9 protein-coding genes and 2 pseudogenes are annotated in these 13,653 nt (G+C 70.4%); 5 read left to right on the forward strand and 6 right to left on the reverse strand.

The window, feature by feature from the left end; genetic code table 11:
- Nucleotides 1–187: 187 nt before the first annotated feature.
- Nucleotides 188–511: pseudogene (locus tag AC31A1_RS12715) on the reverse strand (ABC transporter permease subunit); the annotation flags it as partial.
- On the opposite strand from AC31A1_RS12715, the gene AC31A1_RS12720 reads away from it, so the two are divergent.
- Nucleotides 435–1,721, forward strand: coding sequence for a hypothetical protein (locus tag AC31A1_RS12720; RefSeq protein ID WP_489653392.1), 1,287 nt, complete (start codon nt 435–437; stop codon nt 1,719–1,721). The pseudogene AC31A1_RS12715 and the gene AC31A1_RS12720 sit on opposite strands and share 77 nt — an antisense overlap.
- A gap of 46 nt (nt 1,722–1,767) precedes the next feature.
- Nucleotides 1,768–2,385, forward strand: coding sequence for an ABC transporter permease (locus AC31A1_RS12725; RefSeq protein ID WP_489653393.1), 618 nt, complete (start codon nt 1,768–1,770; stop codon nt 2,383–2,385).
- Between the two features lie 67 nt (nt 2,386–2,452).
- Here AC31A1_RS12725 and AC31A1_RS12730 read toward each other — a convergent pair whose 3' ends face one another.
- Complete coding sequence (locus tag AC31A1_RS12730) at nt 2,453–4,042, reverse strand: purple acid phosphatase family protein (protein ID WP_489653394.1); 1,590 nt, start codon at nt 4,040–4,042, stop codon at nt 2,453–2,455.
- 102 nt (nt 4,043–4,144) lie between these two features.
- Nucleotides 4,145–5,335 carry an MFS transporter gene (locus tag AC31A1_RS12735; RefSeq protein WP_489653395.1) on the reverse strand — a complete coding sequence of 397 codons (1,191 nt, stop codon included), beginning with the start codon at nt 5,333–5,335 and terminating at the stop codon, nt 4,145–4,147.
- A 132-nt stretch (nt 5,336–5,467) separates the two neighbouring features.
- On the opposite strand from AC31A1_RS12735, the gene AC31A1_RS12740 reads away from it, so the two are divergent.
- Nucleotides 5,468–6,547: an AraC family transcriptional regulator gene (locus tag AC31A1_RS12740; protein ID WP_489653396.1), complete on the forward strand. Its 1,080-nt coding sequence runs from the start codon at nt 5,468–5,470 to the stop codon at nt 6,545–6,547.
- A 16-nt stretch (nt 6,548–6,563) separates the two neighbouring features.
- On the opposite strand, the gene AC31A1_RS12745 is transcribed toward AC31A1_RS12740, so the two are convergent.
- Genes AC31A1_RS12745 through AC31A1_RS12755 form a run of 3 tightly spaced genes read right to left on the reverse strand, consistent with a single transcriptional unit; the run spans nt 6,564 to nt 10,203 of the window.
- The gene (locus AC31A1_RS12745) at nt 6,564–7,976 is read right to left on the reverse strand and encodes an aldehyde dehydrogenase family protein (protein WP_489653397.1); all 1,413 of its coding nucleotides are present in this window, start codon (nt 7,974–7,976) and stop codon (nt 6,564–6,566) included.
- Nucleotides 7,973–8,854: an SDR family NAD(P)-dependent oxidoreductase gene (locus AC31A1_RS12750; RefSeq protein ID WP_489653398.1), complete on the reverse strand. Its 882-nt coding sequence runs from the start codon at nt 8,852–8,854 to the stop codon at nt 7,973–7,975. Before AC31A1_RS12750 ends, AC31A1_RS12745 begins: the two co-directional genes overlap by 4 nt.
- Nucleotides 8,851–10,203 (reverse strand): flavin-containing monooxygenase, encoded by a 1,353-nt coding sequence (locus tag AC31A1_RS12755; protein WP_489653399.1) that lies wholly within the window; start codon nt 10,201–10,203, stop codon nt 8,851–8,853. The genes AC31A1_RS12750 and AC31A1_RS12755 overlap by 4 nt, the downstream gene beginning before the upstream one ends.
- A gap of 192 nt (nt 10,204–10,395) precedes the next feature.
- On the opposite strand from AC31A1_RS12755, the gene AC31A1_RS12760 reads away from it, so the two are divergent.
- Both AC31A1_RS12760 and AC31A1_RS12765 read left to right on the forward strand, forming a co-directional pair.
- Complete coding sequence (locus AC31A1_RS12760) at nt 10,396–11,019, forward strand: TetR/AcrR family transcriptional regulator (protein ID WP_489653400.1); 624 nt, start codon at nt 10,396–10,398, stop codon at nt 11,017–11,019.
- A gap of 265 nt (nt 11,020–11,284) precedes the next feature.
- Nucleotides 11,285–13,521 (forward strand): annotated as a pseudogene (locus AC31A1_RS12765) (MMPL family transporter).
- Nucleotides 13,522–13,653 lie beyond the last annotated feature (132 nt).

Below are 13,653 nucleotides of genomic sequence, written 5' to 3' on the forward strand. Positions count from 1 at the left end.
AGAGGGGAAAACGCCTATGAGCGAAGGGAGTTGAGGCGTGAAATATAGCGCAGTCAAATGAGATCTGGCATATCCGGTGCTGACATCTCCTCAGGGTGTACGCCGCACCTCCCCGCACCCGGAAGACAGAAGGCGGAAAGAAGGCCACTTTGTCGCACATAGGGCACGGGAGGCGAGGCCAGATGTAGTCGTTCCGGAGCTGGATGAACGTGAAGACGCCGAGGAAGGCGAGCGCGGGTCGGAACAGCGGCACGGCCACCTGCCAGTACAGGCGGAAGAAACCGGCCCCGTCGATCCGGCAGGCGTCCAGGAGTTCCTGGGGCAGTGAGTTCTGGGCATACTGCCGCATCCAGAATATTCCGAACGCGTTGGCCGCCCCGGGTAACTGGGCCCCGAGGGATGGTCGCCCGGGAATCAAGTACGTCGCCAACAGGATGCCGAACAGCGGCTTCCGCGCCGGGAACTCGTACTTGGCGATGGCGAACGCGGCAAGGGAGTCGAAGAACAGCACCGGTACCGTGCCGGCCGCCGAGACGACGACGGTGTTGAACAGCGAACCGAAGAAATCGATCCGGCGGATCTCCTGGGTGGTGATCGAGGCCATCACCACGAGCCGGCAGAGGGGGAACAGCGAGACCGGCACACCGGGCAGCAGCACCCGCACAGCGACACGGGAGCGCCTGCTGCGGGAGCCGATGGCGAGTCCGGCGCCGACGGCGGTCGTCGTCCGGTCAGCGGCCATTGCGGGCTCCCTCGCGCCAGGAGATACGGGGACGGTCGTCGCGCCCGGAGCCGGACACCAGCCGTCAGTTGATGATCGGGAACAGCGCGATGAGAGTGAACAGGGACGAGTCGATCGCCGCGCCGTAGCCGAACGGGTGGTCGTCGAAGGCCTTCTGCCGGAGACAGAGCACGATCGTCAGACCTTCCTGGCCCGGGCCGCCGGTGGTGCCGGGGTCGTCGGAGGAGAAGAGATCGACTCCGCCGTCGGCACCCACCTGACCATCCGGACCCTCCCGGCACGACGAGGCGAACTTGCCGCCGCCTTCGCCCTCATGCCGCTGACCGGACTGCTCATCGGCATGAACACGAGCCCCGACCGGCTCGGCAACCCGTCCTACGACGCCCTCGACACCCTGACGGGCACGGCCATCGTGCAGTTCGCCTTCGGCGTCCTCGGCGTGCTGGCGATCTCACCCGAGTACGGCACCGGCCTGATCCGTACGACCTTCGCCGCGGTGCCGTCGCGCAGCCGCGTGATCGCGGTCGAGGCGGGCCTGCTCGCAGTGGTGTTCGCGGTCGCCGGCACGGTGATCTCGCTGGTCACGTTCCTCGTCGGGCAGGCCGCGCTCCCCGCGGGCCTGGGCGTCTCGCTCGGCGACCCGGGCGTCCTGCGGGCCGTGCTCGGAGCCGCCTTCTACATGGTGTTCATCGGCATGTTCGGCTTCGCGCTGGGGGCGTTGATCCGGCACACGCAGGGTGCCCTGTCCGTCCTGATGGCGGTGGTCTTCGTGATCATGGGCATCCTGCCCTCGCTGGTACCGCAGTCCCTCCAGGACAGTGTCGCCGCCTACTCGTTCACCGGACTCGGCCGCTCCCTGATCGTGGTCAAACACGTCGACGGGGTCACCACCCCGCTCACCGCGCTGGTCCTCTGCCTGGTGTACGCGGCCGTCGTGCTCGTACCGGCGTTCATCCTCACCAACCGCCGCGACCCCTGAGATCCCTCAACTCACATCCCCTGCACAGCACTTCACGGAGGTCACCATGTCCCAAACCGGCTCGCCCGCCACCCGCAGCACCCAGTCGTCCGCCTTGAGCGTCGTCCTCGACAACCGTCTGTCGTACGTCAGTTTCGGCCTCGCCTGGCTGGTCGGCCACGGCGTGAACGCCCTCACCCACGGCGACGACCCCGTCCTCGACCTGCCGTCCGCGATACCGGCGTCGCTGCTCGTCGTGGGCCTGCTCGCCGGAGTCGTCGTCACCAGCGTCGTAACCGCCAAGGCGCTGCGCGGAGTTCGCGGCCCCGACGCGATGGCCGGGAACCTGCTGGCCGCGTCCTGGCCGATCGGCTTCGGCGCCCTGTTCCTCATCATCACCGCGCTCAGCGCGTCACTCGACGAGCAGAAGGTCCACACGCTCATGTGGCCCACCGCGTCCGGACTCGTCGTGGGCCTCCTCTACCTCGCCGGGGGCGCCGTCTACCGCGACCGTCTCCAGTACCTGCTCGGCACCTGGCTCGCTCTCACCTCCGCCGCCGCGCTCTTCCTCCACGGCGCGCCCCTGTACTGGGTACTCGCCCTCGCGGGCGGCGGCAGCTACCTCGTCGCGGCCGCCCTGGAACCCCGCCGCCACGCCAAGGCCCTGCTCGCCAGGGCCAGTTGACGCGCGGGCCCGAGTGCTGGAGCGGCGGCCACCGACACGACGCGGGTGGCCGCCGCTCCACGTCGTCCTAGTAGTCGTGCCCGGCCTTCTTCACCTTGCGGGACACCGTGAACCGGTCGACCTCGGCGCCGGTCGCGGCCAGCGCCCGCACGGTGAGGGTCGTCGTACGGCCCGGCGTGGCCGGTTCGACGTCGACGCGGATGAACGAGTAGCCGGTGTAGCGGACCCGGGACCAGTCGACGTTCTCGGTGACCTTGCCGTCCTTGCCCGTCCAGTACGTCGGCACCGAGTCGATCGCGTCCTCGTGGCCCTCGTAGCTGTCGGCGACGGGGAAGCTGTACACGCTCTCCCCGCCCGCGCCCGCCGTCACGTACACGACTCCACCGCGGGTCGGCTCGTGGGTGCCGCCGATGGGCAGGGTGCGGACGGCCTTGTCCTGGACGACCGGGTCGGTGCGCTCGTAGACGTGGTTGTGACCGTTGACCACCAGGTCCACCTGGTGCTTCTCGTACAGCGGCACCCACTGCTCGCGCACTCCGCCCTCCGAGGCGTGCGAGCTGGTCGTCGAGAAGGCGCAGTGGTGGTGGAAGACGACGATGAAGTCGACGTCCGTACGGGCGCGGAGTTCGGTGAGCCGCCTGTCCAGCCAGGCGGTCTGCCTGCCGCCGGTGTAGCCCTTGTTGGCGGGGATCTCGTACGACACGTCGTTCGCGTCGACCGACACCACACCCACGTTGCCGTGGACGAAGGAGTAGACACCGGGAGCTGACGTGGCGTCAAAACCGTTGGCAGGCAGGGTGAATCGGGCCTCGTTGCCGCCGTAGCCGTTGGGGGAGTACCAGGACTCCATGTCGTGGTTGCCGAACGCCACCATCCACGGCACCCGGCTCGACAGCGGCTCGATCTGCGCGAGGAACGAATCCCACTGGCGGGCGTCGTAGTTGCTCGCGTCACCGGGCAGCCCGTGGCCGGTCTCCTCCGCGTAGCAGATGTCGCCCGCGTGCAGATGGAACGCCGGATTCTGCGCCTGGACAAGGGCGTTGAGGCCGATCGAGGTGTAACTCGGGTTCTGGTCACCGAAGGCGGTGAACGTGAACGGCCGGGTGCTGTGCGTGCGGGGCGCGGTCCTGAAGGAGTACACGGTGTGCGCGGCACCCGCGTCGGCCGGGTCGAAGCCGTCGTGGCCGACGCCGTAGTAATAGGTGGTGTCGGGGCTCAGGTTGTCCAACGCGGCGTGCACGTAGTACTGGTCGATGTCGGCGCTCTTGCCGATCCCGGCCGGCGTGAACAGGTCGCGCACCTCCGCCGGTATGCGGTGGCTCAGGTCGAGGGGGCTTCTGCCGATGCGGAGGAACGGTTCGCGGACCGGCAGCGGCACCTGCCACGACACCCGCATCTGCGTGCGCGGATCGGCGCCGTAGGCGATGTGTCTGCCGAACGGCGCGACCAGCGAACCGTGCACGTCAGCGGTGGCGGAACCCGGCACGAGGGTGGGCGTCGCCGCCACCGCGGCACCGGCGGTGCCGCCGGCGAGGGCGACCCCGGTCGCGGCGACCGCGCCACCGCGCAGGAGGCCGCGGCGGGAGAAGGCGCGGCGGAGGTATTCGTGTTGCTCGGGCATGCTCAGGGTGTCGGCGAGCCGGTCGGGAAGGCCCATGCGAGGAGTGTTCATGGGCGCGACGCCGGCAGCGCCGGTTGAACGACCGATTGCCGCATGCCCATGGACTGGCCATATCCCGCCCATTGCCTGGCTCGTTTCCTATGTCCCGGATGTCCCCGGCGGCTGCGTGAAGTGGCGGGCACCGGCCAGGACGAGCACCGCGAGCGCGGCCGGTGCCGCGTACGCGAGCCGGAACTCGCCGGTGGAGCCGAGGAGTCCGCTCACCGCGCCGCCGGTGACGACGCCCGCGTAGTTGAAGAGGTTCAGCCGGGCCAGCACCGTCTCCGAGGCGGCGGGCCGCAGCCGGGCGGCGGAGGCCAGACACAGCGGCGCCGGCACCGACGCCCCCAGCCCCACAACTCCCGCCGCGAGCACGGCGAACGGCCAGCTCGGAGCCGTGGCCACACCCACCAGGCCACCCGCCACCACCAGGGCGGCCGTGCGGACGACGGCGACGGTACCGACCCGCTGCACCAGCCGGTCCACGGTCGCGCGGCCGACGACCGTGCCCGCCTGATACGCCGCGTACGCCATCGGCGCCACCGCGAGGGACGCGCCGAGGGTCTGCCGCAGATACACCGCCGACCAGGCGGACACGGTCGAGTCCACGACGTAGACGACGAGCAGGACCAGCCCGAAGGGGAGGAGTCGCAGCCACAGCCGGCGCCCCAACGGCGGCTGCGCGGACGGCACTTGGGCGGAGGGGAGGGTGTGCGTGCGGAGACAGACGGCGACGACCAACAGCAAGCCCGCCTGCACGGCCAGGCCGTCGCCCACGGGCAGGTCCAACCGGGCCGCGCCGGCGGTGAGCAGTGCCGCGAGCACGCCGCCCACGCTCCACGCCGTGTAGAAGGACCCGAAGACGCTACGGTCGTAGGCGCGTTCGATCGCGGCGGCCCGGGTGTTGATGCCGACGTCGAGGCCGCCGACCGCGAGGCCGAAGAGGACGTACGCGCAGATGACGGTCTGCGGGCCGGGAGCCCAGCCGATCAGGGTGAGTGCGACGGCGGCCGTGAGCAGCGCTCCGCGCATCGTGGCGACGGGCCCGGTGACGCGGACCGCGGCCAGCACCAGGAAGCTGCCGACCCCCGCCGTCAGGGCCACCCCGACCAGTGTGGCGGTGGTCAGGAGCGGGGACAGCCTCAGGTGTTCGGTGACGGCGGGGACGGTCGTGTACACGGCGGCGACGGACATGCCCTGCGCGCCGAACGCGAGGGTCGTCGCCCTTCGGGCACCGGCCCGGTCCGCGGGGCGCCCGACCTGCGCTCGGCCTGGAGTGCTGACTGACATGCACGGACCGTAGTCAGCCGTGGCGGCACGAACGCAGGACGCCGGGGGCCGTTGAGGGGACTTCGGCGGCCAGCGCGCACGACCGGTGCCGTCCGGATGCTTACGGTGGTCGCCCACGAGGAGGTGAGTGCGATGTTCCCAGCCCCGGCCCCTGCGGACCCGCACGGGACCAGCCGCAGCACGTCGGCGACCATCCAGCCCAACATCCTGCGCTATCTCGTCATCGTCGCCGACTCGCGCGGTGTCGATCTACGGCCCCTGCTGAGCGAGGTCGGGCTGGACGAGACGCTCATGCGCTCGGCCGCGCTGCGGGTCTCGTACCGGCAGGGCAGCGCGGTGATCCGGCGCGCGGTCGAACTCACCGGGGACGAGCGGCTGGGCCTGAGGGTCGGCGCGGCACAGCACCTCACCGCCTGGGGCCTGCTCGGCTTCGCGCTGATGGCCGCCGACACACTCCGGCACGCCATCGAGACGGGGGTGAAGTACCAGAACCTCTCGGGCGCGATGACCATGTGGTCGACCGGAGTCGGCGAGGACGGCGCCTTCGTCCTGCGCGCCGACCTCCCCGACCCCGCCGTCGACCCGAGCGTGGCGTCCTTCCTGATCGAGGAGGGGTTCGCCTCCGTCGTCACCCTCTCCCGGCTCGCCGTCGGCCCGGACTTCGCCCCGCGCGTGGTCGAGTTCTCCGCGCCGCCACCCCGCCAACACGACCTCTACGGCGCCCTGTTCGGCTGCCCGGTCCGGTTCCGCGCCCCGGCCGACGGCATCGTCATCGACCCAGCGTGGGCCCGCGCCCGGATGCCCGGCCGTGACCCGGTGACCTACGCCTCGACCCTGGAGACCCTCGACGCCCAACTCGCCTCCCGCACCGACCAACAGGACCTCCTCGAAGTCCTGGAGGTGTCCGTCGCGCAGAGCCTCCCGGTGATCCCGTCCTTCGGCGAGCAGGCACGACGGCACGCGACGAGCGAACGGACACTGCGCCGCAGACTCGCCGACTGCGGCACGACGTACGAGGCGCTGGCCGAGGGCGTACGCCGGGAACGTGTCGAACAGCTGCTGCTCCGCCCGGAGTTGACGCTGCGTGAGATCGCACGGCGCGCGGGCTTCTCCGACGAACGGGCCCTGCGCCGCGCGGTACGCCGCTGGCACGGCAGCTCTCCGGTCCAGCTACGGGAGCAACTGCTCCGGGCGGCGGCGCACCGCGAGTGACGCGGTCAGCGGGTGGTCAACGGGTGCGTATCCAGACCGTCTTCTCCCGCGTCCACTGGTCGAAGGCGTTCGTGGACTTCTCCACGCCGCCGAACCCGGACTGCTTCCAGCCGCCGAAGGGGGTGCTGATGTCGCCCTCGCTGTACGCGTTCACGGAGACCACGCCCGCCTCGATGCCCCGGGCCAGCCGTAGCGCGGTGTCGAGGTCGCGGGTCCAGACCGAGGCGGCGAGCCCGTACTCAGTGGCGTTGGCCATCCGCACCGCCTCTTCCTCCGAGCCGAAGGTCTCGACGGTGACCACGGGACCGAACAACTCCCTTGTGAGTACGGCGCTTTCGGCGGGGGCGCGAGTGATCACGGTGGGCGGGTAGTAGGCACCGCGCGCGGGCAGCCCGTGGGGGAGTCCCGCTGTGTGGATCTGGGCGCCGGCCGTCCGGGCGGCATCCACGGCACCGGCGACCCGGTCGAAGGCGGCGCGGTTGATCAGCGGTCCCTGCTGGGTGCGAGGGTCGGACGGATCGCCGATGACGAGATCCCTCGCCGCAGCGGTGAACCGCTCCACGACCTCCTCGGCGATGCTGTGGTGCACCAACACCCTTGAACCGGCGGTGCAGTTCTGCCCCATCGTCAGGAACGCGGCCTCGATCATGTCGCCGATCAGCTCGTCGCCGTAGGAGAGCGCGTCGGCCATCAGCACCTGCGGGCTCTTGCCGCCCATCTCCAGGGAGACGCGCTTGAAGTTGCTGTCGGCGGCGGCCTTGAGGATGTGCCGGCCGGTGGCGGTGGAGCCGGTGAAGGAGAGGGCCTGGACGAGGGGGTCGCGGGCGAGGGCCGCGCCGGCTTCGTCGCCGTAGCCGGGGAGGACCGTGAGTACCCCGTCGGGCAGGCCGGCCTCGGCGGCGAGGGCGGCCAGGTGGAGGGCCGAACGCGGGGTCGCTTCGGCGGGTTTGAGGAGGAGGCAGTTGCCCGCTGCGAGGGCGGGGCCGATCTTCCAACTGGCCATCGCCAGGGGGTAGTTCCAGGGGAGGATCGCCGCACCCACGCCGACCGGTTCGCGGCTGATGAGGCCCAGGCCGTCGGGTCCGCCCGGTGCGATCCGGCCGAAGACCTTGTCGGCCGCCTCGGCGAACCAGCGGATCGACTCGATCGCGCCCGGTACGTCCCCCGTACGGCACTCCGTGACGGGCTTGCCCGCGTCCTCGCTGTCCAGCCGGGCGAGGGTCTCGGCGTCGCGTTGCATGAGGTCGGTCAGGCGCAGCAGTACGGCGCTGCGTTCCCGGACCGGAAGCCGTGACCAGATCCCGGAGTCGTGGACGTCCCGGGCCTGTTCGGCGGCCTTCGTGACGTCGTCGGCGCTCGCGGCGGGGAGGGTGGTGATCGGTTCGCCGGTGGCGGGGTCGACGATGGTCAGCGTGTCGTTCCCGGTCATGCCTCCTCCACCAACTCCCAGCGCCCGTCGGTCTGTCGGGCCAGTCCGCGGCGGCGGAGTTCCTCCAGATAGCGGGCCATGCCGCGGTCGCCGCGCCTGCGGAACAGGGGGAAGACCCGGGGCAGCAGGTTCGGTACGAGCATCGCGAACCGCACCAGACGGGACTCGCCGGAGCGGGGATAGGCCTCCAGGCGGGGCCTGTCGAGGAGGCTCACGACGGCCGTGACGACGTTCGCGGGCTGTTGCGGCTGGTCCTGGAACTGCATGGAGTTGCCACCGTCCACGGCCTCCTGTCGCAGCATCCGGGTGTCGGTCGCCGAGGGCAGTACCGACCCGGCCAGGATACCCTTGCTCCGCAGGTCGAGCCCGATGGCGAGCATCGCGCCGCGCAGCCCGAACTTGGACGCCGTGTAGATCGGCGTCTCGCCCAGCGGGAAGATCCCGCCGAGGGAGACCGTGGTCACCACGCGGGCATCGCGCGAGGCCTTCAGGAGGGGGATCGCGATCCGGGTGGCGACCAGCGGGGAGGTCAGGTTGAGGGCGATCTCCCGTTCGATGCTCTCGACGCTGCGGACGTCGAAGCGCTCCGAGCTGGTCATGCCCACGTTGTTCACCAGCACGTCGATGCGGCCGTAGACATCGGCGACCTGCTCGAACAGCCGCTCCAGGTCGGTGCGTCGGAGCAGATCGCAGCCGATGCCGGTGTGTCCGGCGCCGGGCAGTTCCGCGGCCAGCTTCTCCGCACGAACCCCGTCGACGTCGACGACGACACATCGGGCGCCGGCCGCGGCGAAGCGGTGGCACAGCGCACTGCCGATGCCGCCCGCGCCGCCGGTGACCAGCATGACCTTGTCGGCGAAGTCGAACTTCCCGCTCATGCCGAGGCCTCCACGCGTCGGGCCGCGGACCGCACCGGTGGTGCCTGCCCCTCGGTGCGCCAGCCCATCTGGCGGGCGACCTTGCCGAGGTACTTCACGAACGCTCCGCTGTCGACGTAACCGGTGTGACGCGGCGAGGCGACGAACTTCAGCCCGCCGGACAGGTCGGGTCGGTCGGCGCGGATCATCTGGGCGAACCGCTCGGCGTTGGGCAGACCGTGACGCGTGTCGTCGAGATACCCGGCGATCAACTGCGCCTGGCTGTCGAAGAGTTGGTAAGCACCGGAGTTGGTCTCCACGAACCCGATCCCGAACAGGCCCTGGTGCTCGCGCGAGAACGACGACAGATACAGGTCGGGATGCTGCTCGTCCCCGAAGTACCGCTGCGCGACCGGGACTTTGTGGACGTAGCCCGTGGCCAACAGGACGAGATCGAAGTCGTCGCGCGTGCCGTCCGTGAAGTGCACGGTGCTGCCCTCGGCACGGGCGATCCCCGGCCTGGCGGTGATGTCGCCGTGCTGGAGGTGGTGGATCAGCATCGAGTTGATGGCCGGGTGCGTCTCGAAGAGCTTGTGGTCCGGCTTCTGCAGGCCCAGGCGGGTCGGATCGCCGTTGACGATCCGCAGGAGTCCGCCGAAGACACGCTGCGCCAGCCACATCGGCAGATGCGGACCGCTGTTGGCGATGGTGTCCACCGGGCGCCCGAACAGGTGCTTGGGGATGAACCAGTACCCGCGCCGCATGCTGATCACCGCGTGGTCGGCCGTCCGGGCCGCGTCGCAGGCGATGTCGCAGCCCGAGTTCCCCGCACCCACGACCAGCACCCGCTTGCCCCGCAGTTCCTCGGCGCTGCGATAGCCGGCGGTGTGCCGGACCTCGCCGCTGAACTGCCCAGGAATATCAGGGATGTTGGGGTGCCACTGCGAGCCCGTGCACACCACGACCTGACCGTGCAGGCTCTCCCGCCCGTCGGCCCGGACGACCGTCCAGGTGCCGTCCGGGTTCTTCTCGACGCTCTCCACCCCGACGCCGAACTCGATCCGGTCCGTGAGCCCGTAGGTGTCGGCGAAGGACCGCAGGTACGACAGGATCTGCCGGTGCGGCGGATAGTCCGCGAAGTGGTCGGGCATCGGGAAACCGCCGAAGCCCGAGAGGGTCCTGCTGGAGATGAAGTGGGCCGACTCGTACATCGGGCCGCCCGGGTTCTCGATGTCCCAGATACCGCCGAGCCCGGTGTGCCGCTCCAGATGCGTGTACGGCAGCTTCCGCTCGGCCAGGGCTCGGGCTACGGCCAGCCCGGCAGGCCCCGCTCCGATCACACACGTGTCCAACTGGCTGTCTTCCTTCACGAGCCTGCCTCCTCGTTCGTCCCGTTCGACGGGTGGTGGAGGAAACGTATGCACTCGCTGAGCTGCGGGAACTGACCCGCGCGGCCAGGGACCGGACCTCAGCGGCCGGGGCGCGGTCACGGGCGTCGGGCTGCGCGCATCCCGACTTGTTCGGACGACTTGTTCGTGGGACTCAGTCGATATGATGGGCTCATGGCTCACGTTTCCGCGGCCGAGCGCCGCCCTCAGCTCATCAAAGCGGCCATCGACTTCATGACGAGGGAGGGGGTCGCGGCCGGCAGCACGCGTGCCATCGCCGCCGAGCTGGGGGTCGCCCAGGCCACGGTGCACTACACCTTCGGTACGAAGGAAGGGCTGTACCTCGCGGTCATGGAGCAGCTCACGGAGGCTCTGGTGGCCCAGGTCGAGCGGGCCGCACCGGCCGACGGAGGGTTCGAGGAGACGGCGGGCGCGTTGGTGGGCGCGCTGTGGCGGACGGTGCGTGAGCAGCCCGAGAGCCATCAACTCCTCACGGAACTGACCATGTTCGCGCTCCGCTCGCCCGCTCTGAGCGAGGCCCTCAATGCCCACTACCGGGGCGTGACGGAGGTGACCGCGAAGCTGATCACCGAGGCGGCCGAACGCACCGGCCGGCCCCTCGCCCAGCCCGTCGCCGCGATCGCGCGGTTCTTCCTCGCCGGCTTCGACGGGCTGATGCTGCAACACCTCGCGCTGCCCGACGAGGAGGCCGAGCGCATCTGCCTCCAGGCCTTCGTGTCCGCCGTGGTGGCGATGGCGGGGGGACGGCTGGAGCTGGTGCCGGTACCGGTGGGCTGACGCGACGCACCAGGGGTGCGACCTAATCCATATGCGACCTTGTCATGCGACAAGGTCGCTTGTTTTTGTCGTCTGAACAACGCCTCTGAGCTGGCCTTGTGGTGTTGGGGGACGTGCGTCACGGTTGAATGACTGGGTCGAGCGACTTGAGCAGGTGATAAAGTCGGCTCATCGATCGAGACGCCCCTTGGCGCGAGCCCGTCACGCGACCCAGGGCCCGGCTGCCGTCCGGTCGGCGCCCCCGCCCCCTCCCAGGGAGTTAGTCATGGCTGTCCTGCTTCACCGGCTGGGCCTCGGCGCCTACCGGTACCGCAAACTCGTCCTGGGCATATGGCTCTTGGTCCTGGCCGCGCTCATCACGTGCGTCGGCGTCTTCGGCGGCAAGCTCGACGACCGCTTCTCGGTGCCGGGCACCGAGTCGCAGCGGGCGTTGGACAGCCTGAGCAAGACCCTTCCGGAAGCCTCGGGCGCGAGCGCGCAGATCGTCTTCACGGCGCCCGAGGGGCACCGGATCACCGAAGCCCCGTACGCGACGATCATCGCCCGACCGTGGCAGAGGCCGAGCGGGCACCCCAGGTCAGCGATGTGGTCGACCCCCGTACCGCCGGTGCCGTCTCCGCCGACCGGACGGCGGCGATCGTCCAGGTCCAGTACCGCGTGCAGACCGCGGAGGTCCGGACGTCGTCCGTGGACGCGATCAAGAGCGCGGCCCACGCGGCGGAACGGGACGGGCTGCGGACCTCGGTGGGCGGTTCTGTCTTCAACAGCAAGGGAGTTCACATCGGACCGTCGGGGATCATCGGTGTGGCCGTGGCGCTGCTCGTGCTCGTCGTCACGTTCGGTTCGCTGCTCGCCGCCGGCATGGCGCTGCTGCCCGCCCTGATCGGAGTGGCGGCCGGACTCACCGGACTGCTCGCCCTCGCGCCCGCCGTCAGCATCTCCTCCACGGCCGTCACGCTCGCCCTGATGCTGGGCCTGGCCGTCGGCATCGACTACGTCCTGTTCATCCTCTCCCGCCACCGACAGCAACTCGCCCGCGGAACCGACCCGAAGGAATCCGTCGCGCTGGCCGTCGGCACGGCCGGGAGTGCCGTGGTCTTCGCCGGCGCCACCGTGATCATCGCGCTCGCCGCGCTGAGCGTCATCGGCATTCCGTTCCTGACCACGATGGGCCTCGGGGCGGCTGGAGCCGTCCTCATCGCGGTGCTGGCCGCGCTCACTCTCGTCCCCGCGACAGCCGGTTTCGCCGGTACACGACTCGCCCCCAAGCCCGGGAGCCGTGCCGCACGGCGGGCCGCTGACGCCGAAGGGGCCACCGGCCGCACCACGTTGGGCTCCCGCTGGACGAAGTGGGTCATCGCCAAACCACTGCTGACCGTGTGCGCCGTCACAGGCATCCTGGTCACCCTCATGCTGCCCGCCGCCGACCTGCGCCTGGCCCTCCCCGACAACGGCTCGGCCCCGCACGCCTCCACCCAGCGCACCGCCTACGACACGATCAGCGCGAAGTTCGGCCCCGGGTTCAACGGCCCGCTGCTCGTCCTGGCCGAGACCAACAACCGTACGGCCGCCGCGAGTTCACAGGCCGGAGTCCAAGTGGCCGCGAAACTGCGCACGTTGAGGAACGTCAAGGCCGTCCTGCCGCCCGAGCCCACCGGCGACCCCGCGCAGAGCGTCGTCACCGTGCTGCCCAACTCGGGCCCCGACAGCGTCCGTACCGACCGGCTCGTCCGCGACATCCGCGCGGTCGCGTCCGATCTCCGTGCCACCACCGGCGCCTCGATCGCGGTCACCGGCACCACCGCCGTCAACATCGACGTCTCCAACCGCCTCAGCGACTCCCTGCTGCCCTTCGTCGCCATCGTCGTGGGCCTGAGCCTGCTCCTGCTGATGATGGTCTTCCGGTCGCTGGTCATCCCCGTCAAGGCCGCGGTCGGCTTCCTGCTCTCGGTGGGTGCCTCGCTCGGTCTGGTCGTGGCCGTCTTCCAGTGGGGCTGGCCGGCCGACGTCCTCGGCGTGCCGCACAGCGGTCCTGTCGTCAGCTTCCTGCCGATCATCCTGATCGGTGTGCTGTTCGGACTGGCCATGGACTACGAGGTGTTCCTCGTGTCCGGGATGCGCGAGGAGTGGGCCCGCACCGGCCGGGCCCGCCAGTCGGTCGTCGACGGCGCGCGGCACAGCGTGCGGGTCGTCACCGCCGCCGCCCTGATCATGTTCACCGTCTTCGCCGGGTTCTTCCCGCTCGACGACTCCCTCATCAAACCCATCGCGTTCGCCCTGGCGGTCGGCGTGGCCATCGACGCCTTCGCCGTCCGTATGACGCTCGTACCGGCGGTGCTTGCCCTCGCGGGGCGGGGCGCCTGGTGGCTGCCGGCCTGGCTGGACCGGCTCCTGCCCGGCCTCGACGTCGAGGGGAGCAGCCTCCAGAAGGCCGTACCGTCGGACAGTAGGGAACCCGAACCCGTAGGTGCCGGCGGGGCGCGCGGGAACTCCGGGGAGTGATGGGCCGTTACGCACATACCGGGCCTTGGGGCGGAGTTGAAGAAGATTTCACCCGAGCCCTGAGTCCGGCGCCCCCTCAGCCGCGAATCCGGAGGCCCGAACGATGACCCGGATCCACCCCCACGCACACCC

The organism is Streptomyces sp. P5F9, from assembly GCF_057961495.1.